Genomic DNA, 26,039 nt, shown 5'->3' with positions numbered 1-26,039 from the left:
GGCTTCCCGACCATGGCGACGTCAACGCGGGTGGCCCTGCTGGTGTGCCCCACCTCGGGCAAGGGCAGGGCCGGGCGCGTGGCGGGCACCGTCGCCGCCCGACTGCGCGACGTGGCCGATCGCCTGGACCTGCACGTGGCGCCCTCGGCGGCGGGCACGGCCGAGATGGCGCGCAAAGCAGTGGCCGACGGTGTCGACGTGCTGGTCGTCCTCGGCGGTGACGGCGGCGCCCACCTGGCCGTGCAGGCGTGCGCCCAGTCCGCCACCGCGCTGGCCGTGGTGCCCGCGGGCACCGGGAACGACCTGGCCACCGCGCTCGGCGCCACGTCGCTGGACGCCGTGGTGACCGCGTTGCGCGACGGCAGCCGCCGCGCCATCGACCTCGGACGCGTCGAGAACGGCCCGTGGTTCGCCACCGTGCTGTGCGCGGGATTCGACTCGGCGGTCAACGAGCGGGCCAACTCGATGCGCTGGCCCGCCGGTCCCCGGCGCTACGACCTGGCGATCCTGGCCGAACTGGCCACGCTCCGACCCCAGCGGCTGGTGGTCGAGACCGAGGACGCCCTGCTCGAACTGGACGCCCTGCTGGTCGCGGTGGGCAACACGACCAGCTACGGCGGCGGCATCCCCGTGTGCCCGGACGCCCTGCCCGCCGACGGACTGTTCGACCTGACCGTCGTGGAGGCCACGCCGCGGCGCACCCTGTTGCGGATGCTGCCCACCCTGCGCACCGGACGACACGTCGAGCACCCGGCGGTGCGCACGCTCCGGGCGCGGTCCGTGCGGCTGTCCGGGACGTCCTGGGTGGCCTACGCGGACGGCGAGCGGATGAGCGAGGTGCCGTTGACCACCACATGCGTGCCGGGGGCGCTCACGGTCGTCAGCGGTGCCGGCTGAGCACGTCCCGCTTGCGCCACGACGCTTGCGGCTCGGTCGTGCCCCGCTGGTACAGCCACCCGGCTACCGTCAACACGCCGTCGGCCGCGTCCAACGGTGTGCCGTGCGCCGACTCGACGGTCTCGATCTCGTGCCTGCCGCAGTCCCGGATCGCGTCGCAGCGGACCGAGATCTCGCCCTCGACCTGCCACGGAGGCGGCAGCGTGAGCACGTGGCGGTGCGGGTCGCGTGGCGGTGACACGTGGACGCGGAACGCCACCTCTTCGATCTCGGCGAAGGCGGACAGACCCGCGTAGGGCGCGCCGGGCAGGTGGTCGAACACCAGGCCGGCGCCCGGTCTGCCCAGGTGACCGGCCAGTCGCTCGACCCGCACGGCGGCCTGTCGCAGCACGTCGAGCACCGGGTCGACGTCGATGAGCTCGGGGAACACCCACCGGAGGTCGCCCTCCGCCAACGGAATCGCCTCCACGACTGTGAGTGTGCCCCATGGTCGACCTCTATGGTCTTTATGACTTCAGTGTGGATTAAATGGGGTGTTCCGCGGTCCGCCCGGTATCAGGAGCGATTTTGTCGGTCCCGTATGACAGCCTGGAGAGGTGTCAAGCACTTCGCGGTCCCCGGCCGAGGCGTACGCGGATTCCCGCCGCCGCTCCACCTGGCCCAAGCTGACCGATTTCCTCGGGGTCCTCTCTTTCGAGCTCGATCCGTTCCAGCAACGCGCGTGCGAGGCGCTGGAGGACGGGCACGGCGTGCTCGTCTGCGCGCCCACCGGCGCCGGCAAGACGGTGGTCGGCGAGTTCGCCGTGCACCTGGCCCTGACCGAGGGCCGCAAGTGCTTCTACACCACTCCGATCAAGGCCCTGTCCAACCAGAAGTACGCAGACCTGAGCGCCCGCTACGGCCCGAACAAGGTCGGCCTGCTCACCGGCGACACGTCCGTCAACGGCGACGCGCCGATCGTGGTGATGACCACCGAGGTGCTGCGCAACATGCTGTACGCGGGCTCCTCGACGTTGAAGAGCCTCGCCTACGTGGTGATGGACGAGATCCACTACCTGGCCGACCGGTTCCGCGGCCCGGTGTGGGAGGAAGTGATCCTGCACCTGCCCGAGTCGGTGCGGCTGGTCGGCCTGTCCGCCACCGTCAGCAACGCCGAGGAGTTCGGCGAGTGGCTGGTCGAGGTGCGCGGCGACACGACGGTCGTGGTGGACGAGCACCGGCCCGTGCCGCTGTGGCAGCACATGATGGCCGGCGGCCGGATGATGGACCTGTTCGCGGGCGACGGGCCCGACGGGCACACCCGCATCAACCCGCAACTGTTGCGCCACACCGAGGACCTGTCCCGCTACCACGTGCCGTGGAGCCGGAACCGCAACAACAAGGACCAGCGTGGCCGGCCGCCGCGCGGGTCGGGGTTCAAGCCGCCGTCGCGGGTCGACATCGTGCAGCGGCTGGAAGGCGCGAGCCTGCTGCCCGCGATCGACTTCGTGTTCAGCCGGGCGGGCTGTGACGCGGCGGTGTTGCAGTGCGTGCGGGCGGGGCTGCGGCTCAACTCGAACGACGAGGTCGAGCAGATCCGCGAGGTCATCGAGGAGAAGACCAAGGACCTGCCGCAGGGCGACCTGATGGTGCTGGGCTACTGGGAGTGGCGCGAGGCGTTGGAGCGCGGCATCGCCAGCCACCACGCCGGTCTGCTGCCCGCGTTCAAGGAAACCGTGGAGGAGCTGTTCGTCCGCGGTCTGGTGAAGGTCGTGTTCGCCACCGAGACGCTGGCGCTGGGCATCAACATGCCCGCCCGCACCGTCGTGCTGGAGAAGCTGGTCAAGTACAACGGCGAGGCGCACGTCGACCTCACGCCGGGCGAGTACACGCAGCTCACCGGTCGTGCCGGGCGTCGCGGCATCGACGTCGAGGGCCACGCGGTGGTGTTGTGGCAGCCGGGTATCGACCCGAAGGCGGTCGGCGGTCTGGCGTCCACCCGCACGTACCCGCTGCGGTCGTCGTTCCGGCCCGGCTACAACATGGCCGTCAACCTGGTGAACCAGCTGGGCGCGGCGGCGGCGCGGGACATCCTGGAGCAGTCGTTCGCGCAGTTCCAGGCGGACCGGTCGGTGGTCGGCCTGGCCCGGCGGATCGACCGGAACCGGGAGGCGCTGGACGGCTACGCCGAGGCGATGACGTGCCACCTCGGTGACTTCTCCGAGTACGCGTCGCTGCGCCGCCGGGTCGCCGAGCGGGAGAAGGCGTTGGCGCGGCAGAACACGTCGGCGAAGCGGGCGGAGGCGGCGCAGTCGTTGGAGCGGCTGCGCAAGGGCGACGTGATCGCGGTGCCGTCCGGGCGTCGGACGGGGTTGGCGGTGGTGATCGACCCGGGTCTGGAGCCGCTGGGCGAGGCGCGTCCGTTCGTGGTGACGGAGGACCGGTGGGCGGGCCGGCTGTCGTCGTCGGACTTCCCGATGCCGGTCGAGGTGCTGGGCAAGATGCGGCTGCCGAAGCAGGTGGACACGCGGTCGCCGAAGTCGCGGCGTGACCTGGCGGCGTCGTTGCGCGCCACCGGGATCGTGGCGCCCGCGATGCGCAAGCGTCGGTCGACGGCGGATGACGACGCGGAGCTGGCGACGTTGCGGCGGGCGTTGCGGGCGCACCCGTGCCACGGCTGCGAGAAGCGCGAGGACCACGCCCGGTGGGGCGAGCGGTTCCACCGGCTGCTGGCCGAGACGGAGCAGGTGGAGCGGAAGGTCGCGGCGACGACGCACTCGTTGGCGCGCGAGTTCGACCGGATCCGCGGTCTGCTGCGGGAGCGCGGTTACCTGCACGAGGAGGAGAACGGGCCCGGCGAGGAGGTCACCGAGCACGGCAAGCGGCTGACCAGGCTGTACAGCGAGTCGGACCTGCTGGCGGCGGAGTGCCTGCGGCACGGCGTGTGGCGTGACCTCGATCCGGCGGAGCTGGCCGCGGTGGTGTCGGCGCTGGTGTACGAGGCGCGGCGGGACGGTCCGCTGGAGGCGCGGCTGCCACCGGGGAAGGTCGGGGACGCGTTGACCGCGACGGCCCGGCTGTGGGCCGAGTTGGAGGACGACGAGCGTCGGCACCGGCTCGACCGGACCCGTCAGCCCGATCCGGGTTTCGCGTGGGCGGTGTACCGGTGGGCGCGCGGCGAGTCGTTGGAGAAGGTGTTGTCGGCGGCCGAGGAGAACGGCGCGGAGCTGGGCGCGGGCGATTTCGTCCGGTGGTGCCGGCAGGTGATCGACTTCCTGGACCAGATCCGGGACGTGGTCGGCGGCGGTGACCCGGTGGGCGCGTCCGCCCGAAAGGCGGTGGACTCGCTGCGCCGCGGGGTGGTGGCGATGGCCACCGTTTGACACAGCTTTGCGGGTCGGGTGGGTACCGTCCCCATGGCTGTGGTTTGATCGCGCCCGCAAGGCTTGAACACCGCTTTCGGGCCGGGCGCAGTGCCAGACCGTTTTCGAGACCGTTTCCAGACCGACCGTCGGAGGCCGAGCATGACCAGTCCGTACGGACCGTCCGGAGGGAACGACCCGCAGCCGCAGTGGGGCCAGCAACAACAGCCCTACGGTGGTGGTGGGTACCCCGGCACGCCGTCGGGTGGTTTCCCCGCTCAGCAGCCCAACCCCTATGGGCAGCCGGACCAGTCACAGCAGCCCAACCAGTACGGGCAGCCCGACCCGTCGCAGCAGCAGTGGGGGCAGCAGCCCCAGCAGCAGCCTTACACGCAGCAGTACCCGGCCGGGTACGACCCGAACAACCCGCAGTCGAACCCGTACGGGCAGCCCGCGCAGGCAGGTCAGTTCGGCCAGCCCGGTCAGTTCGGCCAGCAGGGTCAGCCCGGTCAGTTCGGGCAGCAGCCCGGCCAGTTCGGTCAGCCCGGGTACGGCCAGCAGCCGCCGCCGAAGAAGTCCAGCGCGATGATCTGGGTGGGTGTCGCGGTGGCCGTGCTGCTGATCGCGGCGGTCGGCATCCTGGGGTTCGTCACGCCGGGTTGGTTCATGACGAAGGTCTTCGACCAGACCGCGGTGCAGAACGGTGTCGTGGGCGTCCTGAAGGACGACTACAAGATCAAGGACGTGGAGAGCGCGACCTGCCCCGCGGACCAGGCGGTCAAGCCGAACACGACCTTCGAGTGCACCGCGAAGGTCGGCGGCGAGGACAAGAAGGTCAAGATCACGGTGAAGACGGACGACGGCGAGTACGAGGTCGGCCAGCCCGCCGGCTGATCCGCGTCGTTGGTTTTCCGAGGCCGCCCGCCACCTCTTCGGTGGGGCGGCCTCGGCGTTTGTCCGGCGCTTGTCCGGCGTTTGCCGGAAAGTCGTTAGCGAGGCGAGCGATCCTCCGGCACTATGCGGAGGTGACCGACCACGACGTCAGGGTTCTGGACGACTCCCAGTTCCGGACCGCGCACACCCTGTTCCGCGGCACGCTGCACAACGCGCCTGCGCCCGACGAGCAGTGGAAGGTCGTGCAGGAGTCGTATGAGCCGGGTCGTGCGCTGGGTGCGTTCGCCGACGGGAAGATGATCGGGACCGTCCAGTCGTTCCCGTCGCGGATGGCAGTGCCGGGTGGGGCGGTCGTGCAGCATGGGGCGGTGAGCCGGGTCGGGGTGCGGGCGGACTGGACGCGTCGGGGTGTGCTGAGCGCTTTGCAGCGGGCGCAGTTGCGGGCGATGCGGTCGGCTGGTGACGTGGTGGCGTCGTTGCGCGCGTCGGAGACGATGATCTACGGGCGGTACGGGTACGGGGTGGCGTCGCGGTTCCGGTACTTGGACATCGATCGGCGTCGGGCCGCGCCGCGGTCCCGTCCAGTGGGTCGGGTGCGGTTGGTGGAGGGTGAGGCGGGGGAGCGCATCGCGCGGGAGTTGTTCGACGAGCTGACGTTGCGGCGTGCGGGCACGATCTCGCGGTGGCCCTCGTGGTGGACGTTGAACGTGCGGCGTGCGGCGGTCGAGCAGAACCTGAAGATCGCCGTCCGGTCATCTTCGGTGCCTTCCGGGCCTTCCGGCGACGACGGCTACGTGGTGTTCAAGGTGGAGCCCGGCGAGAACGACCCGCGCCAGGGCAAGCAGACCAGGCTGTCCGTGCTGGACCTGTGGGCGGGGAACGCGGAGGCGTGGGCCGACCTGTGGCTGTTCGTGCTGGGCGTCGACCTGGTGGGCGAGGTGTCGGCGGAGGGGCGGCCGGTGGACGAACCGGTGCAGTGGCTCCTGGGCGACCCGCGCGCGTGCCGCGTCCCCGACGAGTTCGATGAGACGTGGCTGCGACTGCTGGACGTCCCCACCGCCCTGACCGCCCGCACTTACCGCGAGGGTGAGCCTGTGGTGCTCGGTGTGCGTGACGTGTACCTGCCGGAGAACTCGGGGTCGTACCGGGTGACGGCGGATGGTGTGACCCGTGTGGAGGACGAGCCTGAGCTGGTCGTGGACGTGGACGTGCTCGCGTCGGCGTACTTGGGCGACGTGTCGTTCTCGACGCTGGCCGCCACCCGTCGACTGGACGTGGTGGAGCCCGACGCACTAGCCCGTGCCGACACCTTGTTCGCCGTCGCCGAAGTGCCGTGGTGCGGCTCCTACTTCTAACGCCTGGCTCTTCTCGCGCCCTGGTTCCCGGCTTCCTCGCTGATCAACCCTGCGCTGATCAACCCTGCGGCGTGCGGCGTTCCATGGCGGCCAGCAGTCGGGGCAGCGAACTACCGAGCCCCCAACGCCGGGTCAACTCGGCGACCCGGTCCGGATCGACCGGAGCCGCCGGCACCGCGTCGGACCGGTCCATGACGATCGCCGCGTCAGTCGCCACGTTCACGACGGTCGGCGCCACGGCGAGGTAGTCCTGGGCGTTGAGGAGCGCGGTCCGGGCACGGGTGGTGAGCTTGCGATCCCGACCGTCGTGCACCGCCTCCAACACCGCTTGCAGCGACCCGAACTCGGTGATCAACTTCGCCGCCGTCTTCTCCCCGATCCCGGCCACGCCAGGCAGCCCGTCCGACGGGTCGCCGCGCAGCACCGCCATCCCGGCGTACGCGCGACCGGCGTCATGAACGGGAAGGGCGTACTTGGCCGCCAGCTCCTGCGGCCCAAGCAACTCCGCCTTCGCCCACCCGCGCCCCAGGTACAGGACGCGCACCGGCGTGGGCTCCTCGCGCACGACCTGGAACAGGTCGCGGTCGCCGGTGATCACCTCGACCGGATCGGTGGTCTCGCGGGCGGCGAGCGTGCCGATCACGTCATCGGCCTCGTACCCGGCGGCCTCCGCGGTCGCGATACCGACCGCGTCGAGGACGTCGAGGATGATCGGCACCTGCGGGGTGAGGGTGTCCGGGACTTCCTCTTCGCCCTCGACGGCGCCTACGGCGACGCGGTGCGCCTTGTACGACGGGAGCGCGGCGACCCGGAACTCGGGCCGCCAATCCGCGTCCAGGCACGCCACCAGGCGGCCGGCCTTCCGGTCGGTGATGACCCTGGCGATCGTGTCGACAAACCCCCGCACCGCGTTCACGGGGGTTCCGTCCGGCGCGGTCATCGACTCGGGCAGCGCGTAGAACGCCCGGAAGTACAGGCTGGCGGCGTCCATCAGGACCAGCGGGTTGCTCACCCTGGACAGCTTGCCAGACACCACGGCCATGCTGGAGACCGCCGACACCTGGACAGCTCATGTGCCGGCGCCGGGACAGCTCATGTCGAGCCACCGACCGCGAGGGCGACGGCTGTCCGGGGCCGGCCACCGATGGCGGGCTGATGGCCGATCGCGCGGTGGCAGGGGCCGACCGATGGCGGGGCCACCGATGGCAGGTCCGCCGCGCGTCTGATGCCGGCGACCGACTTGCGGGCGGGCCGACTTGCGGGCGGGCCGACTTGCGGACCGACGACCGACCGACCGAGCGACCGCGGGCCGCTGACCCCCGGGCGACCGGCTGCGGGCGACGGCGACCGACTGCGGGCCTTGGGGCCGACCGGCTGCGGGCGACGAGCCGCGGGTGCTGGGCTGCGGCGCTGGGCCACGGGTGCTGGGCTGCGGCGCTGGGCCACGGGTGCTGGGCTGCGGCGCTGGATGCGGGCTGCGACCGACCGGCCGCGGGCTGCTGAGTGCCGGGTCCGCTGACTGCGTGGCAGCGCGTGCCGGGGCGGCTGGGTGCTGGGGTGACCGGCGGCGGGTCACTGGCCGGGTCCACTGATCGCGGGGCGACTGACTGGCTAGGGCCACTGGCTGCTTGGCCTCTGGCTGGAGCCTCCGACATGAGGGGCTGCCGAACATCGTGGGCCGGTCGCTTTCCGTCCGCTTGGGGTGCGGGGGTGGTTGGCGGGGCCTCGTTGTTTTAACCGACGTTTCAGGATCAGTATAACGGCGTTTTCTTAGATGCGAATTTGAAGATCACCCGTTGGTGTTTGCCGGAGGGTGCCGTGTGGGCGTCGAGGGGAGCGCTTGTGGGGTGCTTGTAGGTGGTCTTCGTGGGAGGCGTTGGGAGTGGGAGGAGTGGGAGGGGGCGGAGTCCGGTGTGAGGGCGGAGTTCGGTGTGCGAGTGGTGGGCGGGGGGAGGGTGGCATTGTGGGTGTGGGAGCGGCGTATGGCGTCGGGTGGGGTGGGGACCACTAGGCTGGCTTATATGTCGACCCAAGTTGGGCCCGTCGACGTGGACGCGTTGCGCGGGCGCCTTGATCGGGCCACTGCCGCGGCGTCCATCGCGGGTGTGGATGCGTTGTTGATCTCCCCTGGATCCGACTTGCGGTACCTCCTCGGCGCCGGCGGGTCGTCGTTCGAGCGGTTGACGTGTTTGGTTCTTCCGGTTGGCGGGGCGCCTGTCCTGGTCGTCCCCAAGTTGGAGCAGCCCGGCTACTCCGGCATCCCCACCGGCGAACTCGGGGTCGAGGTCGCCACCTGGGTTGACGGGGAAGACCCGTACGCACTCGTCAAACAGGCGCTGAAGGGCACCCGGACGGCCGTGTCCGACATGATGCCCGCCCTGCACACCCTCCGCTTGCGCGACGTTGTCGGCGAGGACCAAGTGTTGGCGGGGCCCGTGCTCCGCGAGCTGCGGATGCGCAAGGACGCCGCGGAGGTTGCCGCCTTGCGTAAGGCGGGCGCGGCCATCGACCGGGTCCACGCTCGGATGGGGGAGTGGCTGCGGCCCGGTCGCACGGAGGCCGAGGTTGGCGCGGACATCGCTGCCGCCATCGTCGCCGAGGGCCACACGGCGGCCGATTTCGTGATCGTCGGCTCCGGACCGAACGGCGCTTCACCGCACCACGACGTGTCCGACCGGGTGATCGAGGCCGGTGACGTGGTCGTGGTCGACATCGGTGGACCGCTGGCCGACGGCTACAACTCCGACTCCACCCGCACCTACGTCCTCGGCGAGCCGCGTGACGCCGATGTGTGGGAGACCTACTCCATCCTCCAAGCGGCACAGCGTAAAGCGGTCGAGGCGGTCCGGCCGGGTGTCACGTGCGAGGCCGTTGACGCCGCCGCACGCGAGATCATCGCCGACGCCGGTTTCGGCGAGTACTTCGTCCACCGCACCGGCCACGGCATCGGCCTGGACGTCCACGAAGAGCCGTACATCGTCGGCGGCAACGACCTGCCGCTGGAACCGGGCATGGCGTTCAGCGTCGAACCCGGCATCTACCTCCCCGGCCGGTGGGGCGCACGCATCGAGGACATCGTGATCACCACCGCGGACGGCGTGGAGAGCGTCAACAACCAGCCACACGAACTGGTGGTGCTGCCCGCGTGACGAACCTGGCGAACCCCAGCCTGGAGCCCACCGACCGGGCGATCCTGCGCGAACTGGCCGCCGACGGCCGGTGCAGCTTCACGGATCTCGCCGAACGGGTCGGGCTGAGCGTCTCCGCCGTGCACCAACGGGTGCGGCGGCTGGAGCAGCGCGGCGTGGTCCGCGGTTACGCGGCGCGGCTGGACGGCGACGAGATCGGCCTCCCGCTGACCGCGTTCATCTCGCTGACCCCGATCGACCCGGCCGCCCCGGACGACTACCCGAAACGGCTGGAGCACCTGCCGCAGATCGAGGCCTGCTACTCGGTCGCCGGTGACGCCTCGTACCTGGTCCGCGTCCGGGTGGCCTCACCGACAGCCCTGGAGGAGCTGCTGAGGCAGATCCGCGAGGCGGCGAACGTGTCGACGAGGACCACGGTCGTGCTGTCCACGCCGTATGAAGACCGGCCGCCCGCCGTCTGAAGAACCGGCCTACTCCGCGAGTCGGGTCCACGTGGCGGCGAACCGGCCGAGCACGTTCCGGTCGTTCCGGCCGGGCGCCCGTGGCAGCAGTCGCTTGACCTCGTCGTCGGTCGCGGGCCGGACGGAGAGCACGAACTCGCGCGCGGCGTCCACGTCCGCGTCGTCCGACACCACGGCCGTCACGTCCACGTCGCCCATCCGCCGCACGAAGACGTGGTCGTCGTAGTTCCGCTGGTACACCAGGTCGGTGGTCTCACCGGTCGCCGGCTCCAGGCTCAGGCGCGGGTGCCAGTCCAGCCGCTGGTCGGCACTGCGAGAGCTGTAGGACAGGGTGGCGCGACCGTCGGCGACGGTCAGCCGGGGGAAGTCGTAGCCCTCTGGCGTCGCGATCAGCAGCACCCCACCGGGAAGCTTCGCGTGCGCGATCCGGGACGCCCCGTCGTCGGCCGGCATCGTGCCGGGCAGCCAGATGCCGAACGCCACCGCGGCCACGGTTACGACGCCCGCGGTCAGCCGCACCACCAGTCCGTGCGCCAGCACGGCGGCAACGAGCGCGAACGGCAGCCCCAGGCCCACGATCCCCACCAACGTCGGCGGTTTCGCCGGTTCGCTGGCCTCCAGCACGGCCATGTAGAACACCGCGCCGACCAGACCGAACAAGGTCACCAGCGCCGCCCAGCCGACGCGCCGCCCGGCGGTCTGCGTCAACGGGCTCCCCTTGGGCGTGAACGTCCCGACCAGGAAGATCACCGCGAACGGGCCGATCATGCCGATCGCCACCAGTCCGGCGCTCTTGATGAAGAACCCGAACAGCACCAGCCAGCCGACGACCATCGCGGACAGCCCCATCACGAGCCACACCACCACGATCTGGACGACGACGCGTAAATCGATCACCCGCACACGGTCCCGTGCGGCGCGCTCGTCGGACATCGGTGGATCTACTCAATCGAACGGGTCGGCGGGGATCGCGTCGTAGATCGCCTGCACCCGCGCGAGCGCCGGACCGTCCACGGTGAACTCGACGTCGTCGATCCGCGACACCGCGGCCACGCCGATCGAGTTGGTCACGAACGCGCCCCGGTACCGGCCGAGGTCCGTCAGCCGCACCACTTCCCGCCGGGTCGGCAGGCCCCGTTCCAGCAGCTGCATGGTGATGCCGTGCAGCCAGTCGGCCTGTGGCCACACCACGTCGCCGGCGTCGTCCAGGAACGCGATGTTCGCGATCGCGGACTCCACCACCACACCGTCGTCGGTGAGCAGCGCGCCGTCGTAGCCGGCCCGTTCGGCGAGCTTGCCGTGGTGGATCTGCCCGAACCCGCCGATGTGCTTCACGTGCGGCAGCGGGCGCGTGTAGTCGACGGACATCAGGCGTTGCGGCGTCGCAGGGGAGCCGTAGGGCGTGCGCACCACCACCATCACCGACGGTTCGTCCACTCCGAACACGATGACCCGCACGGTCGCGTCACGGACGTCGTCGCCGAGCGCCTGGGAGATCAGGGCGCGGACGTGGTCGCCGGGCAGTTCCTTGCCGTACAGCTCGCGATTGGCCTGGTCGAGCCGGCGCAGGTGCAGGTCGAGGCCCTTCGCCCGACGGTCGCGGACCTGCATGGCGGTGAAGTGCCCGTAGTTCGCCAGCAGGCCGGGCGCGAAGTGGTCGATGGTGGGCGGCTCGCCGTCGATCTCGATCCTCAGCACGGACCAGACCGTAGCGTGGCAGGAATCGAGGGTCGCAGGTCGTTGCCGCCACCCCGGTCGGCGGAGAGGGTGGACGGTGTGGAACGAGAGGTGCTGGTCGTCGGGTACGCCGGGGCCACGATGACCGACATCGCGGGCCCGGTGGACGTGTTCGCCGGGGCCAACATGGCGCGCGGCGACGAGGGGGACGGGTACCGGTTGCGGCTGGCGGCGGTCGGCGGCGGGTTCGAGGTGTCCGGTGGGCTGCGGATGGAGGCCGAGGACCTGCGGGACGTGTCCGGAGGGGTGGACACGGTCCTGGTGGTCGGCGGTTTCGGGTTCACGGGGGCGGCGCGTGACACCGAGCTGCTGCACCACGTGCGGCGCGTGGCGGACAGCGCGCGGCGGGTGGCGAGCGTGTGCACGGGCGCGTTCGTGCTGGCCGAGGCCGGGCTGCTCGACGGCGCCCGAGCGACCACGCACTGGGCGTACTGCGACCGGCTCGCCGAAGAGCACCCGTCGGTGCGGGTGGTGCCGGACGCGATCTTCGTGCAGGACGGGCGGGTGGCCACGTCCGCCGGCGTCACCGCGGGCATCGACCTCGCGCTGGCGCTGGTGGAACGCGACCACGACGCCGCGCTGGCCCGGCTGGTCGCCCGCTGGATGGTGGTGTTCCTGCAACGGTCCGGCGGCCAGTCGCAGTTCAGCGTGCGGTCACGGGTGCAGCCGGTGCGGGAACCGGGGCTGCGGGCCGTGCTCGACGCGATCGCCGACGACCCGGCCTCCGGCTGGACGGTCGAGGAGATGGCCCGCCGCGCCGCGATGAGCCCGCGGCACTTCGCCCGCGTGTTCCCGCGCCGGGTCGGCCTGCCGCCCGCCCGGTACGTCGAGCAGGTCCGGGTCGAGGCGGCGGCCGGGTTGTTGGAGTCGGGCGACGAAGGACTGGACGTCGTCGCCCGACGCACGGGTTTCGGCTCGGCGGAGACGTTGCGCCGGGCCTTCCTGCGGGTGCTCGGCGTGACGCCGGGCGGGTACCGCCACAGGTTCCGCACCACCGGTGCGGCATGAGAAGGGGGATCGGATGGACATCGCATTTGTGCTCTACCCGGACATGACCGCGTTGGACCTGATCGGTCCGTACGAGGTGCTGGGGCAGCAGCCGGAGGTGACCGCGCACTTCGTGGCCGAGTCACGCGAGCCGGTGCGGGCCGACGCCGGGCTGACGATCGTGCCGACGACGACGTTCGCCGAGCTGGACCGCGCCGACGTGATCGTGGTGCCCGGCGCCCGCGGCTGGGCGAAGGTGTTGGCGGAGGGCGTGGTCGCGGCGTGGCTGCGCGAGGTGCACCCGACCGCGACCTGGACCACGTCGGTGTGCACGGGGTCGACGCTGCTGGCTCAGGCGGGCATCCTCGACGGCCGTCCGGCGACCACGCACTGGGCGTTGCGCCACGAGTTGGCCGCCCGCGGCGCGGTCGTCAGCACCGAGCGGGTGGTGGTCGACGGGTCCGTGGTCACCGCCGCCGGGGTGTCCGCCGGGATCGACATGGCGCTCACCCTGGCCGGCCTGATCTGGGGCGACCAGCGGGCCGAGTTCACCCAGCTCTTCCTGGAGTACGACCCCCGACCGCCCTACGGGACCGGGTCCCCCGAGACCGCGCCCGCCGAGCTCGTCGCCTTCGCCCGCGGCGTGCTCGTCGGGAGCTGACCTCGTCACCGCGACCAGCACGGCGGGCTGCCCGCCGTGCCGGCGCAGGACCTCCAGCGACAAACCGGCCAACGCCAGCACCGACCCCTCCGGGAACAGCTCGCCGTCCAGGTCGAGCACGCCGCTGAGGACGATCACCAACGCGTCCCGCCACTCCCGTGCGTCATAAGGGAGTGACCCGGCCACGGTCACCACGCGGACGTCGAAGTTCACAGCGTCGCGGGCAGGCCGAAGTGCGGGAACCGGTCCGACGGGAACGTGATGATCTCGGTGATCACGCCGTCCTCGATGCGCAGCACGTCCATCGCCACCGGCGTGAAGCACTCCTCGCCGGGCTTGCGGGCGTAGTTCGCCAGCGCCGGCTGCCGGTTCGCCATGATCTCCACCACCTTCCACTCGCCGAACGCCTCGGGGCCGATCATGACCGGCGTCCAGAGTTCGATCAGCGCGTCCCGGCCGCGGTACCACTCGGGCTGCGGCGGCATGGTCCACGTGACGTCCTCGCGCAACGCGGCGGCCATCATCTCCAAGTCGCAGCGCTCGGTGGCCTCGACGAACTTCCGCACCACGGCCTTCTCCCGCGGGTTCGGCTCACCCGACCAGTCGGCACGCCGTTCGGGCAGGTGCTTGCGCATGGTGACGCGGGCGCGTTGCAGCGCGCTGTTCACCGCCGGCACGGTGTCCTCCAGCAACGCCGCCGTCTCGCTGGCCGGCCAGCCCAGCACGTCCCGCAGCACGAGCACCGCCCGCTGCTTGGCCGGCAGGTGCTGCACCGCGGCCAGGAACGCCAGCTCGATCGTCTCCCGCGCCACCACCTCCACGTCCGGCTCGTCGTCCAGCAGCGAGTCCGGGAACGGCTGGAGCCACGGCACGTCGGCCGCCGGCATGTCGTCGGTCGTGCCGAGCGGAGGACGCCGGTTGATCACGTCGAGGCACGCGTTCGTGGCGATCCGGTACAGCCAGGCCCGGAACGACGAACGTCCCTCGAACGTGTCCCGCGCGCGCCACGCCTTGAGGAACGTCTCCTGCACGAGGTCCTCGGCCTCGTCGAACGAGCCGAGCAGCCGGTAGCAGTGCACCCGCAGCTCGTGCCGGTACCGCTCGGCTTCCTGTGTGAAGTCAACCGTCATCGCCGAAACCCCGCTCATCGTCACCCTCCGGGCTTGTACGGTGGCGTGCCGGTCGCACGCCGCACAACTTGTGACCGGGTCGGCCCGGAAAACTCATCGGTCGCGGGTGGGATCGATCGTGCCGGGTCTGTCGCGTCGGATCGGGGGTAGCGGCTTGGTCGGGGGCACGGGGTTCCGCGCGGTGTTCGCGGTGCCGGAGTTCCGGGTGCTGTGGTCGGCGGCGGTGCTGTCGACCGTCGGGGACCAGTTGGCCCGGGTCGCGTTGTCGGTGCTGGTGTTCCAGCGCACCGGGTCGGCGGCGTGGACGGCGTTGACGTACGCGTTGACGATGCTGCCCGCGTTGGTGTCGGGGGTGCTGCTGACCGGGTTGGCCGACCGGTACCCGCGGCGGACCGTGATGGTCGTCGCGGACGTGGTGCGGGCCGTGCTGCTGGCCGTGATGGCGATCCCGGGCGTGCCGTTGCCGCTGGTGGCGGCGTTGCTGGTGGTCGCGCAGCTCGCGGAGCCGCCGTTCGCCGCCGCGCAGGGCGCGCTGCTGCCGTCCGTGCTGGGGGACCGGTACGAGGCCGGGCAGTCCGTGCACCTGATCACGCACCAGGCGGGGTTGCTGCTGGGGTTCGTCGGCGGCGGTCTGGTGGTGGCGTGGCTCGGGACGTCCGGGGCGCTGCTGGCGGACGGGGTGACGTTCGCGTTGTCCGCGCTGCTGCTGCGGTTCGGTCTGCGGCAACGTCCGGCGCCCGCGTTCGTGCCCGCCGCGCACGTGCGGATCCGGGCCGGCGCGGCGCTGGTGTGGCGGGACCGGCGGCTGCGGATGCTGGTCGGGCTCGGGTGGCTGGCGATGTTCACCGTGGTGCCGGAGGGGTTGGCCGCGCCGTTCTCGGCGGAGGTCGGCGCGGGCGCGGCGGGTGTCGGGCTGCTGTTGGCCGCAGACCCGGCGGGGATGGTCTTGGGCACGGTGCTGCTGCGGTTCCTGCCCGCGTCGCTGAGGGTTCGGCTGCTCGGACTGCTGGCGGTGGCCACGGCGCTGCCCCTGGTCGGCTACCTGCTCGCGCCGAACCTCGTCGGCGCCGTGGCGCTGCTCGCGGTGAGCGGCGTGTTCAGCGCGTACCAGGTGACGGCGGGCGCGACGTTCGTCCGTCTGGTGCCGGACGAGCAGCGCGGGCAGGCGTTGGGCTTCGCCCGCAGCGGACTCGTCGCGGCGCAAGGCATCGGTGTCGCCGGAGGCGGCCTGCTGGCCACCATGACGGGCTCCGCGGCTACCGCGATCGCCGTGGCGGGCATCGCGGGCACGATCCTGGCCCTCACCGCTACCACCGCGTGGTCCCGTGTCGCGCCCGCCGCGGTGAACTGACGCGTGCCGGACACACCGTTGTGGCGCAACGGGTCGTTCGCGCTGCTGTGGACCGGGCACACGGTGTCGCTCGTCGGGTCGCAGGTGACGGTGATCGCGGTGCCGTTGATCGCCGCGTTCACGCTCGGCGCCGGGCCGTGGGAGATCGGAGTCGTCACGGCGTGCGGGCGGTTGCCGTACCTGGTGTTCGGGTTGCCGGCCGGGGTGTGGGCGGACCGGTTGCCGCGGCGGGCCGTGGCGGCGGCGTGCGCGGTCGGGCAGGCGGTGGCGCTGGGGGTGGTGCCGGTCGCCGCGGCGGTCGGGGTGCTGTCGGTGCCGTTGTTGGCCGCGGTGGCGTTTGTGGCGGGGGCGTTCGCCGTGGTCGGGGACATCGCGGGGCTGGCGTTGGTGCCGATGGTGGTGCCGCGCGAGCAGTTGACGCGGGCGCAGGGCGCGGTGGAGGTCGGTCAGGCCACGGCGCAGATCGCCGGACCCGCGCTGGGCGGGTGGCTCGTCGGCGCGATCACGGCCGCCGGTGCGCTGCTGGCGGACGCGGCCACGTTCCTCGTCGCGGCGCTGACGCTCGTCCGGCTGCGCGTGGTGGGGGAGCAGCCCCGTGCGACCGGAGGGGTCTGGGACGGCGTCCGTGCCGTCTTCGGGCACCACGCGCTGCGGCGCGTCACGCTGTGCACGGCGACGCACGTCTTCTGGTTCAACGCGTTCACCGTCGTCGTCCTGCTGTACCTGGTGTCGGAGCGGAACCTGACGGCGGCGCAGGCCGGGCTGACGCTGTCCGTCGGAGCGGTCGGTGGGCTGGTCGGCGCACTCGTCGCCGCCCGACTGGGCGAACGCTGGGGCCGTCGCCGCACGATGGTCGCCGCGATCCTCGTCACCGGCGGCGGGCAGGCGTTGGTGGTGGTGGAGCCGTTCATGGCGGTGGCGGTGATGTGGTTCGCGCTCCAGATCTACAACGTGCACCAGGTGCCCGTGCGGTACGAGGCCACGCCGACCGCTCTGCACGGGCGCGTCAACGCGACCATCCGCACGGCGGTCTGGGGCACGGCGCCCGCGGGAGCGCTGGTGGGCGGCCTGCTCGGTCAGGTCGTCGGTCTCGGGGCGACGCTCGTGGTCAGCGGCCTGGGCGCCGCCGCGGCGTGCCTGTGGCTGGTCCGGGCACGGGTCGGCTGACCGCGCCGGCCGCGGGAGTCGGAGTCTGACCGCGCCGGCCGCGGGAGTCGGAGTCTGGCCGCGCCGGCCGCGGGAGTCGGAATCTCGCCGCGGCCCGGCCTCGGGTGTCGTCGTCGTGCACCGATCGTCTGTCGCACCGGGCATCACCAGATCTTGTCGCGCATCGCGGCGCACCTCCCCTCGGCATGGCTCACGGTCCGCACTTCGTCACCACGGGGATTCACCAGATCTTGTCGCGCATGGCGGGACACCTCTCTCTGCGTCGCTCGCGGTCGGTACTCGGTATTCGGCTACCACCGGGATCACCAGATCTTGTCGCGCACAACCACACCTCCGTCCCGTTTCGTCCGGACGCCTTGACCAGCGGTTTCACCAGATCTTGTCGCGCACCGCAATCACCTCCAGTGGTTTGCGTCACCCCGGTAGCGGCTGACATACGCGCAGGTCACATATACTGTGACCCTCCGTCCGGACACGATGACAGTCCGGGGTAGACGGCCGTGAGGAACCATGGGCAGAACGCGTTCGGCGTCGTCGGGCGATCGACGCTGGTCACTATGGTCCCTGCCCGGACAGGCCTTGGCGTACGTGCTCTCGGTGGATCTTCTCGCCGTGATCGCGATCGCGGCGTCCACCGCGTGGCCCGTCCCGGCCGAGTCCTGGGCCGTGTTCGCCGTGCTCCTCGGCTGCGCCGCGCTGCACCTGCACTCGTCGCGCTGGATCGAGCGCATCCGCCGCGACCACAGCCACCTGCCGCACGTCGACCTGTGCAGCATTTGGATCGTGGCCGGCGCGCTGGTGCTGCCGCCGGCGCTCGCCGTCGCCCTCGTCGTGATCATGTACGCGCACCGCTGGTGGGTCGTCGGCCGCTGGGACGCGTCCCGACCACCGCACCGGTGCGTGTTCACCACGGCGATGATGGTGCTGGCCACGCTCGCCGCGAGCACCGTGGCAGGCGTCACCGGCCTGCGCGAAAACCTCCGGTCCGGGCAGCCCGACGGGCCTCTTGACCTGGTCGGACTGGTCGGCGCCGGTGCCGCGCAGTGGCTCGTCAACACCGCCCTCGTCGCCGCGGTGATCCTGCTTACGGTCCGCCCCCGCTCGGTGAAGGACGCCATCGGCAGCGGCGCGGACAACCTGCTCGAAGCCGGTCAGCTCGCGATGGGCGGGTTCGTCGCCCTCGCCGTGGCGTGGTGGCCCGGGTTCGCGGTGCCGATGGTCGTCGCGGCCGTCGCCCTGCACCGCACCGTGCTCATCCACCAGCTGGAACTGGCCGCCCGCACCGACACCAAGACCGGCCTGCTCAACGCCGAGGCCTGGCACCTCCAGGCCGTGCTCGAGTTGCAGCGCACCCGCCAGCAGCCGCCCGGCGCGCGGGTCGGCCTGTTCATGATCGACGTCGACCGCTTCAAGGACATCAACGACACGTACGGCCACCAGACCGGCGACCTGGTGCTGCGGCGCATCGCGGCGGCGCTGGAGTGCGCGGTCCGGCGCGGTGACGCGGTGGGCCGGTTCGGCGGCGAGGAGTTCGCCGTGCTGCTGCCGGGCGTGGAGCACGAGGAGGCGGTGGCGATCGCCGAGCGGATGCGCTCGGAGGTCCACCGGGTCCTCGTGGACGACGGCAACGGCGGCACGGTGGCCGGCCTGACGGTCAGCATCGGCATCGCGGTGTGGCCGGAAGTCGCCGAGGACACCGTGGAAGGCCTGCTCGCGGCGGCCGACGCGGCGCTGTACGACGCCAAGCGGCTCGGCCGGGACCAGGTGCAGTCCGCGGGCAGGCACCGACGCTCCCGGTGGACCCCGGCGGTCCGCTCGGAACGACCCGGCGTGTAACAACCGCGCATCCCTGCCGGATCTCCTACAGGTCAGGCCGTCGGTGGCGTAGTTTCTGGCCCGCCACCACCGACACGGTGGATCATCTGGTTGCAAGGGTCGTGAGACAGTGGACCTCGGTGCCCCGCACGGAGTTCGGTTCCGCTTCGAGGCGGGGCTGTTGCGCGCCGTCCTGCTCGACGTGCACCGCAAACCGCCGGTCGACGCGGTCGAGGAGCTGACCGCCGAGGCGGGAGCCCGCGACCTGTTCGTCGAGGAGGACCGCGACGGGCACGTGCGCGCGGTGTTGCGGCACCGCTTCGACCTGCCCGCCCCCGCGCGCTGGCGGCTCGCCGTCGACGCGCCCGCCACCGAGACCGCCGACGGGGTGTCGTTCGCCCTGCCCGACTCGGTGACGCTGCTGGTGTCGGGCTCGGCGCCCTGCGTCGTGGAGGACGGCGGCGTGTCCGTCGACCTGCCGGTGGGTGTGTCGGAGCTGAACGTCACGGTGACCAGCGAGCCGGTGTTCGAGGTCGGCGACACGGTCGTCGTGTGCCGCCCGGACCAGGTGCGGGAGGCCGCGGTCGTGGTCTCGTGCCTGCCGGCGGACCGCGTCACGCCCGTCGTCACGCTCCGGCCGGGTGACGTGTCGTCGCACCGTCACGACGAGCTGGTCACCGACCTGCTCGGCGCGATGGGCGTGCGGCGGGCCGTGTTCCTCGCCGAACCGGACGTCGAGCTGTTCCCCGATCTGCCCGAACGCCTGCACCTGACGTGCGACGACCCCGTCGGCCTGACCGGCAAGGCGTGGGAACTGCTGCGCGGCGGCGGTGAGCCGGAACGCACGCTCGACGTGGCACCGGACGCGGACTTCGTCGCCGCCCTGTTCACCGCCCTGCGCACCGGGGCGGCGCTGCGCGTGGACGACGATGCGCCGCCCGTGCCGTTCGCCGAGCACAACCCCGACGACGGTGACGAAGCCGTCCTGCTCGAAAGCACCGGTGAGGCGGACGACCTGACCGCCGCCGTATACGCGCACCACCGCGGCGCACGGCTGGTCGTCACGCCGAAACCGGACCTCGCCGAGGTACGCGCGGTCGTGGCCGAGGAACAAGATCGGGTCACCGCTGCGGCGGGTGCGATCGGCGACGCGGTCAAGGGCATCGGGTTCGTGGAGGCCCTGTGGCGGTACCTGTCCACCGGCGGGCACGACCCGTACGCGGCAGTAGAGGCCGTGGTGACCGCGCAGGTGCCCGCAGAGGCGGTCGCGGACATCGGCGAACGGGCGCTGACCGCGTTCACCACCGGTCTGCCTTACCCGTTCGTGCACACCGAGGACGCGAACTGGGCGCGCAAGCCGATCGGGCACGTCGTGGCCGACCCGACGCTGGTCGTGCTCACCGAGCTGCACCGCGCGGGCGTGGCGCGGGAGCCCGGCGCGTTCAGCCTGGTGTTCGACTCCGGCACGTTCCTGGAGGTCCCGGAGAGCACCGCGTCGCTGGGGCACCACACCCACCCGATCGTGCTGTCCGACGCGTCCCCCGACGACCTGCGGGACCTGGTCGGGCACCTGCCGGTCGAGGTCGTGTTCTTCAACGTCCACGACGCCGACGGCGCCATCGTGCTCGGCGGCGAAGGGCTGCCCGACACGGACATCCCGGTGACCCTGCGGCACCGGCCGGTCGTCTTCAACAACTCCTGCCGGTCGTGGACGGACCTGGGCCGCGAGTTCGTCCGGGCCGGCGCGCGCGGCTACATCGGCACGCTGTGGACCATCCCCGCGAATCTGGCCGCCGGGTTCGCCCGGACCGTCGTGCGGCGGCTCACCGCCGAGGAGACGCCCGCCGCGCGTGCCATCGTCAACACCGGCACACCCGGCGGCATCGAGCGGTCCTACCTGTACGTGGGCACGGCGAACGGTCGGCTGGACGAGTGGCGCGACCGGTCCACCACCCAGGCCGAGGCCGCGCTCACCGGCTGCGAGCTGCTGGCCGCCGCCGCACGCGACCGCACCGGCGCGCTGTCCTCCGTGCTGCACCGGGAGATCTCCGCGCTGCGCCGGATCGCCGAGACGGGCGACGCGACCGACACACCGTCGTTCGCCGGCGTGCTGCTGGCCGAGCTGGAGCTGGAAGACGACGACTGGATCGCCGCCGACCTGGTCGAGCGGATCGACGGGTTGCTGCCGGAGCTCGACCTGCCGGACGACGAGGTGGAACCCCTCTGGGCGACCAGGTTCGCGCTCACCGCGGACCGGGCCGAGCGCCGCGGGGAATACCCGGAGGCGTTGGCGGACTTCGAACGGTGTGTGGGCTTGGGCGACGCGTGCCGCGACCGAGCGGACGTCCTGCTGCGGATGGCGAGGCTGCTGATGCGAGAAGGCAGAACGGACGAGGCCGGCCAGGCGGCACGCCTGGCGCATGACGAACACCGCGGCCGTGGGGACAGACCCGGGCTGCTCGACTCCATCACCGTGCTCGACGAGCTGGGTGAAGCGGACACCGAGACCGCCCTCCGCTACGCCATCGAGGGCCACGACCTGGCCGGGGAACTGGGCGACCACGTCCGGCAGGCCGCGTTCGCCCTCGCCGAGTGCGACCGTTACCGAGAGCACGGCGACCTCGCCGGCGCGATCGACGCCGGATCGCGTGCGGTGGAGCTGTTCCGCGAGCTGGGTGACGACCGGCAGGAGCTGGCCGCGTTGCGCCGGCTCGGCGAGTGCCACCGCGTCCGGGGCGACCTGGAGACCGCGCAGCACTACGCCACCGTGGGCCTGGCCCGCGCCGAACAGGTGGGGGCGGCGGCCGAGGTGGCGTCGTTCCACGACGACCTCGGCGGAGTGCTGAGCGCCCGCGGCGACCACCCCAAGGCGTTGGAGCACTACCGGCACGCCGTGGAGAAGCTGGTCGCGACCGGCGCTTGGGAACGCGGCGCGGAACTGCTGCCGCACCTCGCGGTCGGCGCGGTCCGTGCGGCCGACCCGGAGGCGTTGTGGACCGCGGCCCTGTGCGGCGGCCTGATCTGCGAGGTCGCGCCGCGCGAGGTGTGGGCGTCCGTGCTGCCGCTCGTCGTGGACTCGATGAAGCGGGCGATCGAGACCGGGCCGCTGGAGCTGACCGAACGCGGCATGACCGACTTCGCCAGCGCGGTCACCGCCGGCAAGCGCGAGGACATGCCGTTCCAGGTGGGTCTGCTCGCGGACGTCGTGGTCGTGCTGCTGGCGTGGCTGATGGACCGCGTCGACTCCGGCATCCTCGGCTTCGCCCGCGAAGTGGACCGCACCAGCGGCAGCGTGCTCGACCTCGTCGGCTACGTGTCCGTGCCGTACGGCGAACGTGCCCGCAACCCCGGGGCGGGCCGGTCGCGGCCTACCAGTGCCGGCCCGCGGTGAGGTCGTCCAGCTCCGGCCGTGACAGGTGCGGCACGCGGTAGCGCACCTCGTCCTCGGGGGTGGCGTCCGGCGTGCTCCACAACGTGAAGCGCAGCAGCTCCCAGTGCCGCGGGTCGATCGCCAACGCGGTGGCGTGCACCTCGGGGCGGTCTGCTCGCAGGTCCTCCAACGCGCGGTCGATCGCCTCCGCGGGGTCGGCGTCGGCGGGGAGGCGCCAGGTGCGCTTGGAGGCTGCGGTGGCCGTGGTGGCGGCGCCCTTCTCGAACGCGAGCCCGACCCAGTGCTGCACGGTGGGGCGGCCGAAGTCCCCACTCAGGCCTCGGAAACCCGGACCCCACAGGAAGCTGTTCATGCCCTCGGCGGTGCGCCAGAGGTAGAACGGGGAGTACTGGTTGACCGGCGACCCGTCGACCCCGCGTTCGCGCACGCAGAACGCCTTCAGGCCCAGCCCGGGGAAGTCGTCCAACGCCGAGCCGCGGGTGGCGACCCTGGTGCGGATGATGTCCATGTCGTAGTCGGCGGGCAGGGTGATCTCGTAGTGCATCGCGTGCATGGTCAGTTCCCCCGGTATGTGGCTGCGGTGCGTGGGTACAGCTCGCGGTAGGCGGCGAGGTGACCCCAGGGCGTGGTGACGGATTCGGCGCGGAGCAGGCCGTGGACCAGGGCTCGGGCGAAGACCTGCCTTGCCGCCGCGAGCACTTGGCCGGGGTCGACGTCGTGGGTGCCGATGTCGTGGGTGCCGGTCGAGGCGGCGAAGACCGTGTCGCCGTCGGTGAGGCCGTGCGCGGGGCGGACGGCGATCGCCAGGCCGTCCTGGGCGGCGGTGGCCATGGCGTACAGGTGCGGCAGGCGGGCGTTCGTGGCGACCACGCCGATGACGGTGTTGAACGGCTGGGCGTGACCGGCGATCCGGGCGGCTTCGAGATCGTCACCCTGGTAGGCGGGGAACTCGCCCGGTTCGCCGAGGTGGGTGGCGAACGGCAGGCCGGTGTCGACGTCGACGGACGGACCGACCGCGTTCAGGGCCGCGATCGCGCCGACGACCACGCCACCGGGCAGCGTGACGCTCGCGGTGCCCAGGCCGCCTTTCAGCGTGGCGTTCAGTGCGCCGGTGCCCGCGCCGACGTTGCCCTGCGCGACCTCGACACCGGCGTTCCGCACGGCCTCCGCGCCCTCGTCCGGCCCGGGAACGGCGTGGAAGTCACCGCCGCGGCCGAGGTCGAACAACGCGGCGGCGGGCACGAACGACCCCAGCTCCCGCGCCGCCCCGTCCGCGGCGGCCAGCCCGTAGGCGCTCCCACCCGTCAACACGATGCCGCGCACCTCACGGCCGCCGTAGCGGGCGTCCAGCGCGGCCGTGTCCCGCGTCGCCGGAGCCCCACCACGAACGTCCACAGTGGACACCGTGCCGAGCGGGAAGAGCACCGCGGTGGTCCCGGTCAACGCACCGTCCCCGATCCGCGTGACGTGCCCGACCAGCACACCGGTCACATCGGTGATCGAGTTCCGCACACCGTCGATGCTACGGCCGACCCATTCCCGCGACGCCATCGGCACACCGGGAACACCCGGCGAGCAGTGGCCTTCGAGCTCGATCCCGTGCTGTGCGAGCCGAGCGCCGGACCTCGGTCCGACCCGCCGCGCCGAGGAGACCCCGCTCGGCCGCCCGCGCGGACGGAATTCTTCTTGGACAAGGGAAATATGATCAAGAAGTCGCAAGCGTTCCGAGAGTTGCTCGCGCCCGAACCGGCCAAGTGGGGGTCTGCTGTGAACGACGTGCTCGACGCTCTTCGCTGGAGCGGGTACGAGGCGATGATCAACGTGTACCTGCTCACCGACCTGGACTCGTCGCCAGACCCGGATTTCACGACCGATTCGTGGGAGCCGGACTCGGTGTGGTGCTTCCCGTTGGACGACGAGGACAACGTGATCGGGGACCTGAGCGTGTTCATGTACGACCTGCTCTTCAAGGTGCTGCCGACCGGTGCCCCCGATTACCTCCACGAGGTTCTGCGCCGAGCCTCCGAGGAGGGAAGGATGGCGTGGTTGGGCTTCGAGGGCTACTTCTACATCGACCGCCTCCTGACGGACGACGTGGCGTCACAGATTTACGGCGTCTGCGGCCACGGAGGCACGCCTCACGTCGCGCTTGACCGGCGGGAGCTGGTCGACCCCGCCTGGATCGAGACGATCCGGCGGCATCGCCGGATGCTGGACCTGGCCGCGTGACCGATAGCGGCTCCGGCGAGCCCGAGTGTCGCGCAGCGGCTCAGGGCGTCCGATCCAGGCGGGCGCCGAGTTCGCGGATGACGGAGGCCAGGAGGTCGATGTCCTCGTCGGTGGTCCGCCAGTTCACGATCGCGGGCCGGAACGCGACCATGCCCCGGTACACGGTGGTGCCCGCGTACACCCGGCCGTCCTCGATCAGCTCCTCGCCGATCCGCCGGTTGAGGTCGTCCAGGGCTTCTTCGGACAAACCCGGCGGCCGGTAGCGGAAGCAGACGATGAAGAGGTTGATCGGGGCCAGCAGTTCCAGGTCCGGGGCCTCGGCGATGCGCCTGCCGAGGCGGAGCGCCAAGTCCTGGTGGCGTTCCACCATCGCCCGGTGGCCCTCGCGGCCGTACGCGCGCAGCGTCGCCCAGATCGGGATCGCGCGCGCCCGACGTGACGACTCGGGGCCCAGGTTGTTGTAGTTGACGAACTCCTCGTCCGGTTCCGGCAGGTACGGGGCGTTCCAGCCGCCGAACGCCCGTCCCAGGAACGACCGGTCCTTGACGAACGCGACCCCGCTCTCGTACGGCACGTTGAGCCACTTGTGCCCGTCCGCCGCCACCGAATCGGCCCGGTCGACGCCGCGCACCAGGTCCGCCGTGCGCGGGGAGAGGGCGGCGAACAGGCCGAACGCGCCGTCCACGTGCAGCCACGCGCCGTGCCGTTCCGCCAGGTCGGCCAGCTCGTCCAGCGGGTCGTAGTCGCCGCCGTTGACCTCGCCCGCGTTGCCGATCAGCACCGCCGGCCCGGACGACGCCAGCTCACGGTCCAGCGCGTCCACGTCCAGCCGGCCCGCGTCGTCACGGGTCAGCGTCCGCACGCTGTCACGCCCCAGCCCCAGCAGTTGCAGCGCCTTCCGGCTGCTCGGGTGCACGTACCCGCTGGAGAACACCGGCATCCGCGGCAGGCCCACCAGGCCGTCCACCGTCACGTCGACGCCGTGCTGCCCGGCCCACCAGAACCGCGCGCACGCCAGCCCGGTGAGGTTCGCGAACGTCGCGCTCGGCGTCAGCACCCCGCCGTGCGACGCGGGCAGCCCGAACATCTCCTTCAGCCACCGCAGCACCACCGTCTCGGCCTGCGCGGCGAACGGCGAGGTCAGCCACAGGCCACTGGCCTGGTCCAACAGGGACGTCACCCAGTCCGCCGCCTGCGCCGCCGGTGTCGCGCCGCCGACCACGTAGTGGAAGAACCGCGGCCCGGACGAGTGCGTCGCCGCCCGCGTCCCGATGCGCAGCAGGTCCGCGATCGCGGCGATCGTGCCGTCACCGGCCTCCGGCAGCGGCCCGTCCAGGTCTTTGAGCAGGTGGGCGTGCGTGGCGTCGCGCACCGGCAGGTGCGGCAACGCGTCGAGGTAAGGCCCAGCGGCCCTCGCGACCATCCCCAACGCCTCGGCGGCGTCCTCCCGAGCGTTCAGCGGATCACCCATCCT

The 26,039-nt window shown here is 71.9% G+C and carries 21 protein-coding genes; 13 read left to right on the top strand and 8 right to left on the bottom strand.

From position 1 onward, the window contains the following. Positions 1–12 precede the first annotated feature (12 nt). Positions 13–897: a diacylglycerol/lipid kinase family protein gene (locus F4560_RS18515; protein WP_184921645.1), complete on the top strand. Its 885-nt coding sequence runs from the start codon at positions 13–15 to the stop codon at positions 895–897. Here F4560_RS18515 and F4560_RS18510 read toward each other — a convergent pair. Beyond that, the gene (locus F4560_RS18510) at positions 881–1,366 is read right to left on the bottom strand and encodes a hypothetical protein (protein WP_184921643.1); all 486 of its coding nucleotides are present in this window, start codon (positions 1,364–1,366) and stop codon (positions 881–883) included. The two genes, F4560_RS18515 and F4560_RS18510, sit on opposite strands and share 17 nt — an antisense overlap. A gap of 127 nt (positions 1,367–1,493) precedes the next feature. On the opposite strand from F4560_RS18510, the gene F4560_RS18505 reads away from it, so the two are divergent. From F4560_RS18505 to F4560_RS18495, 3 genes are all read left to right on the top strand, one after another. Further along, positions 1,494–4,259 carry a DEAD/DEAH box helicase gene (locus F4560_RS18505; protein ID WP_184921641.1) on the top strand — a complete coding sequence of 922 codons (2,766 nt, stop codon included), beginning with the start codon at positions 1,494–1,496 and terminating at the stop codon, positions 4,257–4,259. Between the two features lie 141 nt (positions 4,260–4,400). Beyond that, on the top strand, positions 4,401–5,132 hold the full coding sequence (locus F4560_RS18500; RefSeq protein WP_184921639.1) for a DUF4333 domain-containing protein: 732 nt from the start codon (positions 4,401–4,403) through the stop codon (positions 5,130–5,132). 131 nt (positions 5,133–5,263) lie between these two features. Then, positions 5,264–6,487, top strand: a complete 1,224-nt coding sequence (locus F4560_RS18495; RefSeq protein ID WP_184921637.1) for a GNAT family N-acetyltransferase — start codon at positions 5,264–5,266, stop codon at positions 6,485–6,487. Positions 6,488–6,545: 58 nt separating this feature from the next. On the opposite strand, the gene F4560_RS18490 is transcribed toward F4560_RS18495, so the two are convergent. Continuing rightward, entirely contained in the window at positions 6,546–7,499 is a 954-nt protein-coding gene (locus F4560_RS18490; protein WP_184929236.1) for a 5'-3' exonuclease, read from the bottom strand. Between the two features lie 1,009 nt (positions 7,500–8,508). Between F4560_RS18490 and F4560_RS18485 the strand changes: the two genes are divergently transcribed. Together F4560_RS18485 and F4560_RS18480 are read left to right on the top strand one after the other, a co-directional pair. Beyond that, positions 8,509–9,636, top strand: a complete 1,128-nt coding sequence (locus F4560_RS18485) for a M24 family metallopeptidase (protein ID WP_184921635.1) — start codon at positions 8,509–8,511, stop codon at positions 9,634–9,636. Between the two features lie 5 nt (positions 9,637–9,641). After that, positions 9,642–10,097: an Lrp/AsnC family transcriptional regulator gene (locus tag F4560_RS18480; RefSeq protein ID WP_184929235.1), complete on the top strand. Its 456-nt coding sequence runs from the start codon at positions 9,642–9,644 to the stop codon at positions 10,095–10,097. Between the two features lie 9 nt (positions 10,098–10,106). Here F4560_RS18480 and F4560_RS18475 read toward each other — a convergent pair whose 3' ends face one another. Beyond that, positions 10,107–11,030 (bottom strand): hypothetical protein, encoded by a 924-nt coding sequence (locus F4560_RS18475; protein WP_184921633.1) that lies wholly within the window; start codon positions 11,028–11,030, stop codon positions 10,107–10,109. Between the two features lie 12 nt (positions 11,031–11,042). Next, on the bottom strand, positions 11,043–11,795 hold the full coding sequence (locus F4560_RS18470) for an aminotransferase class IV (protein ID WP_184921631.1): 753 nt from the start codon (positions 11,793–11,795) through the stop codon (positions 11,043–11,045). Between the two features lie 78 nt (positions 11,796–11,873). Here F4560_RS18470 and F4560_RS18465 point away from each other — a divergent pair, with 78 nt between their 5' ends. Both F4560_RS18465 and F4560_RS18460 read left to right on the top strand, forming a co-directional pair. After that, positions 11,874–12,842 carry a GlxA family transcriptional regulator gene (locus F4560_RS18465; protein ID WP_184921629.1) on the top strand — a complete coding sequence of 323 codons (969 nt, stop codon included), beginning with the start codon at positions 11,874–11,876 and terminating at the stop codon, positions 12,840–12,842. Between the two features lie 13 nt (positions 12,843–12,855). After that, complete coding sequence (locus tag F4560_RS18460) at positions 12,856–13,482, top strand: DJ-1/PfpI family protein (RefSeq protein ID WP_184921627.1); 627 nt, start codon at positions 12,856–12,858, stop codon at positions 13,480–13,482. A 209-nt stretch (positions 13,483–13,691) separates the two neighbouring features. Here the strand turns inward: F4560_RS18460 and F4560_RS18455 are convergent, their stop codons facing one another. Beyond that, a complete protein-coding gene (locus F4560_RS18455; protein WP_184921625.1) occupies positions 13,692–14,630 on the bottom strand; it encodes an RNA polymerase subunit sigma-70 in 939 nt (312 codons plus the stop codon). Positions 14,631–14,766: 136 nt separating this feature from the next. On the opposite strand from F4560_RS18455, the gene F4560_RS18450 reads away from it, so the two are divergent. The 4 genes from F4560_RS18450 (at position 14,767) to F4560_RS46210 (ending at position 22,336) form a co-directional block, all read left to right on the top strand. Continuing rightward, entirely contained in the window at positions 14,767–15,963 is a 1,197-nt protein-coding gene (locus tag F4560_RS18450; RefSeq protein WP_221483559.1) for an MFS transporter, read from the top strand. Positions 15,964–15,966: 3 nt separating this feature from the next. Next, the gene (locus F4560_RS18445) at positions 15,967–17,130 is read left to right on the top strand and encodes an MFS transporter (RefSeq protein ID WP_184921623.1); all 1,164 of its coding nucleotides are present in this window, start codon (positions 15,967–15,969) and stop codon (positions 17,128–17,130) included. Between the two features lie 588 nt (positions 17,131–17,718). Continuing rightward, positions 17,719–18,966, top strand: coding sequence for a GGDEF domain-containing protein (locus tag F4560_RS18440; protein WP_312869857.1), 1,248 nt, complete (start codon positions 17,719–17,721; stop codon positions 18,964–18,966). Between the two features lie 109 nt (positions 18,967–19,075). Beyond that, positions 19,076–22,336: a tetratricopeptide repeat protein gene (locus tag F4560_RS46210; RefSeq protein ID WP_184921619.1), complete on the top strand. Its 3,261-nt coding sequence runs from the start codon at positions 19,076–19,078 to the stop codon at positions 22,334–22,336. Here F4560_RS46210 and F4560_RS18430 read toward each other — a convergent pair. After that, positions 22,314–22,889: a DUF4865 family protein gene (locus F4560_RS18430; protein ID WP_184921617.1), complete on the bottom strand. Its 576-nt coding sequence runs from the start codon at positions 22,887–22,889 to the stop codon at positions 22,314–22,316. The two genes, F4560_RS46210 and F4560_RS18430, sit on opposite strands and share 23 nt — an antisense overlap. A gap of 2 nt (positions 22,890–22,891) precedes the next feature. Then, positions 22,892–23,848, bottom strand: a complete 957-nt coding sequence (locus F4560_RS18425) for a P1 family peptidase (protein ID WP_184921615.1) — start codon at positions 23,846–23,848, stop codon at positions 22,892–22,894. A gap of 189 nt (positions 23,849–24,037) precedes the next feature. On the opposite strand from F4560_RS18425, the gene F4560_RS18420 reads away from it, so the two are divergent. Continuing rightward, complete coding sequence (locus tag F4560_RS18420; protein WP_184921613.1) at positions 24,038–24,565, top strand: hypothetical protein; 528 nt, start codon at positions 24,038–24,040, stop codon at positions 24,563–24,565. A 40-nt stretch (positions 24,566–24,605) separates the two neighbouring features. On the opposite strand, the gene F4560_RS18415 is transcribed toward F4560_RS18420, so the two are convergent. Further along, entirely contained in the window at positions 24,606–26,036 is a 1,431-nt protein-coding gene (locus F4560_RS18415; RefSeq protein ID WP_184921612.1) for a pyridoxal phosphate-dependent decarboxylase family protein, read from the bottom strand. Positions 26,037–26,039 lie beyond the last annotated feature (3 nt).

It is taken from the genome of Saccharothrix ecbatanensis (assembly GCF_014205015.1).
Classification (GTDB): Bacteria; Actinomycetota; Actinomycetes; order Mycobacteriales; family Pseudonocardiaceae; genus Actinosynnema; species Actinosynnema ecbatanense.
The sequence above is the reverse complement of the archived record's forward strand: the minus strand, read 5'-3'. Positions and strand labels throughout refer to the sequence as shown.

Bases quoted from the DNA above. Each gene is read 5' to 3' on its own strand.
- F4560_RS18415 (WP_184921612.1), bottom strand. From the start codon at position 26,036: ATGGGTGATCCGCTGAACGCTCGGGAGGACGCCGCCGAGGCGTTGGGG.
- F4560_RS18430 (WP_184921617.1), bottom strand. From the start codon at position 22,889: ATGCACGCGATGCACTACGAGATCACCCTGCCCGCCGACTACGACATG.
- F4560_RS18500 (WP_184921639.1), top strand. From the start codon at position 4,401: ATGACCAGTCCGTACGGACCGTCCGGAGGGAACGACCCGCAGCCGCAG.
- F4560_RS18475 (WP_184921633.1), bottom strand. From the start codon at position 11,030: ATGTCCGACGAGCGCGCCGCACGGGACCGTGTGCGGGTGATCGATTTA.
- F4560_RS18455 (WP_184921625.1), bottom strand. From the start codon at position 14,630: ATGAGCGGGGTTTCGGCGATGACGGTTGACTTCACACAGGAAGCCGAG.
- F4560_RS18460 (WP_184921627.1), top strand. From the start codon at position 12,856: ATGGACATCGCATTTGTGCTCTACCCGGACATGACCGCGTTGGACCTG.
- F4560_RS18420 (WP_184921613.1), top strand. From the start codon at position 24,038: ATGATCAAGAAGTCGCAAGCGTTCCGAGAGTTGCTCGCGCCCGAACCG.
- F4560_RS18515 (WP_184921645.1), top strand. From the start codon at position 13: ATGGCGACGTCAACGCGGGTGGCCCTGCTGGTGTGCCCCACCTCGGGC.
- F4560_RS18485 (WP_184921635.1), top strand. From the start codon at position 8,509: ATGTCGACCCAAGTTGGGCCCGTCGACGTGGACGCGTTGCGCGGGCGC.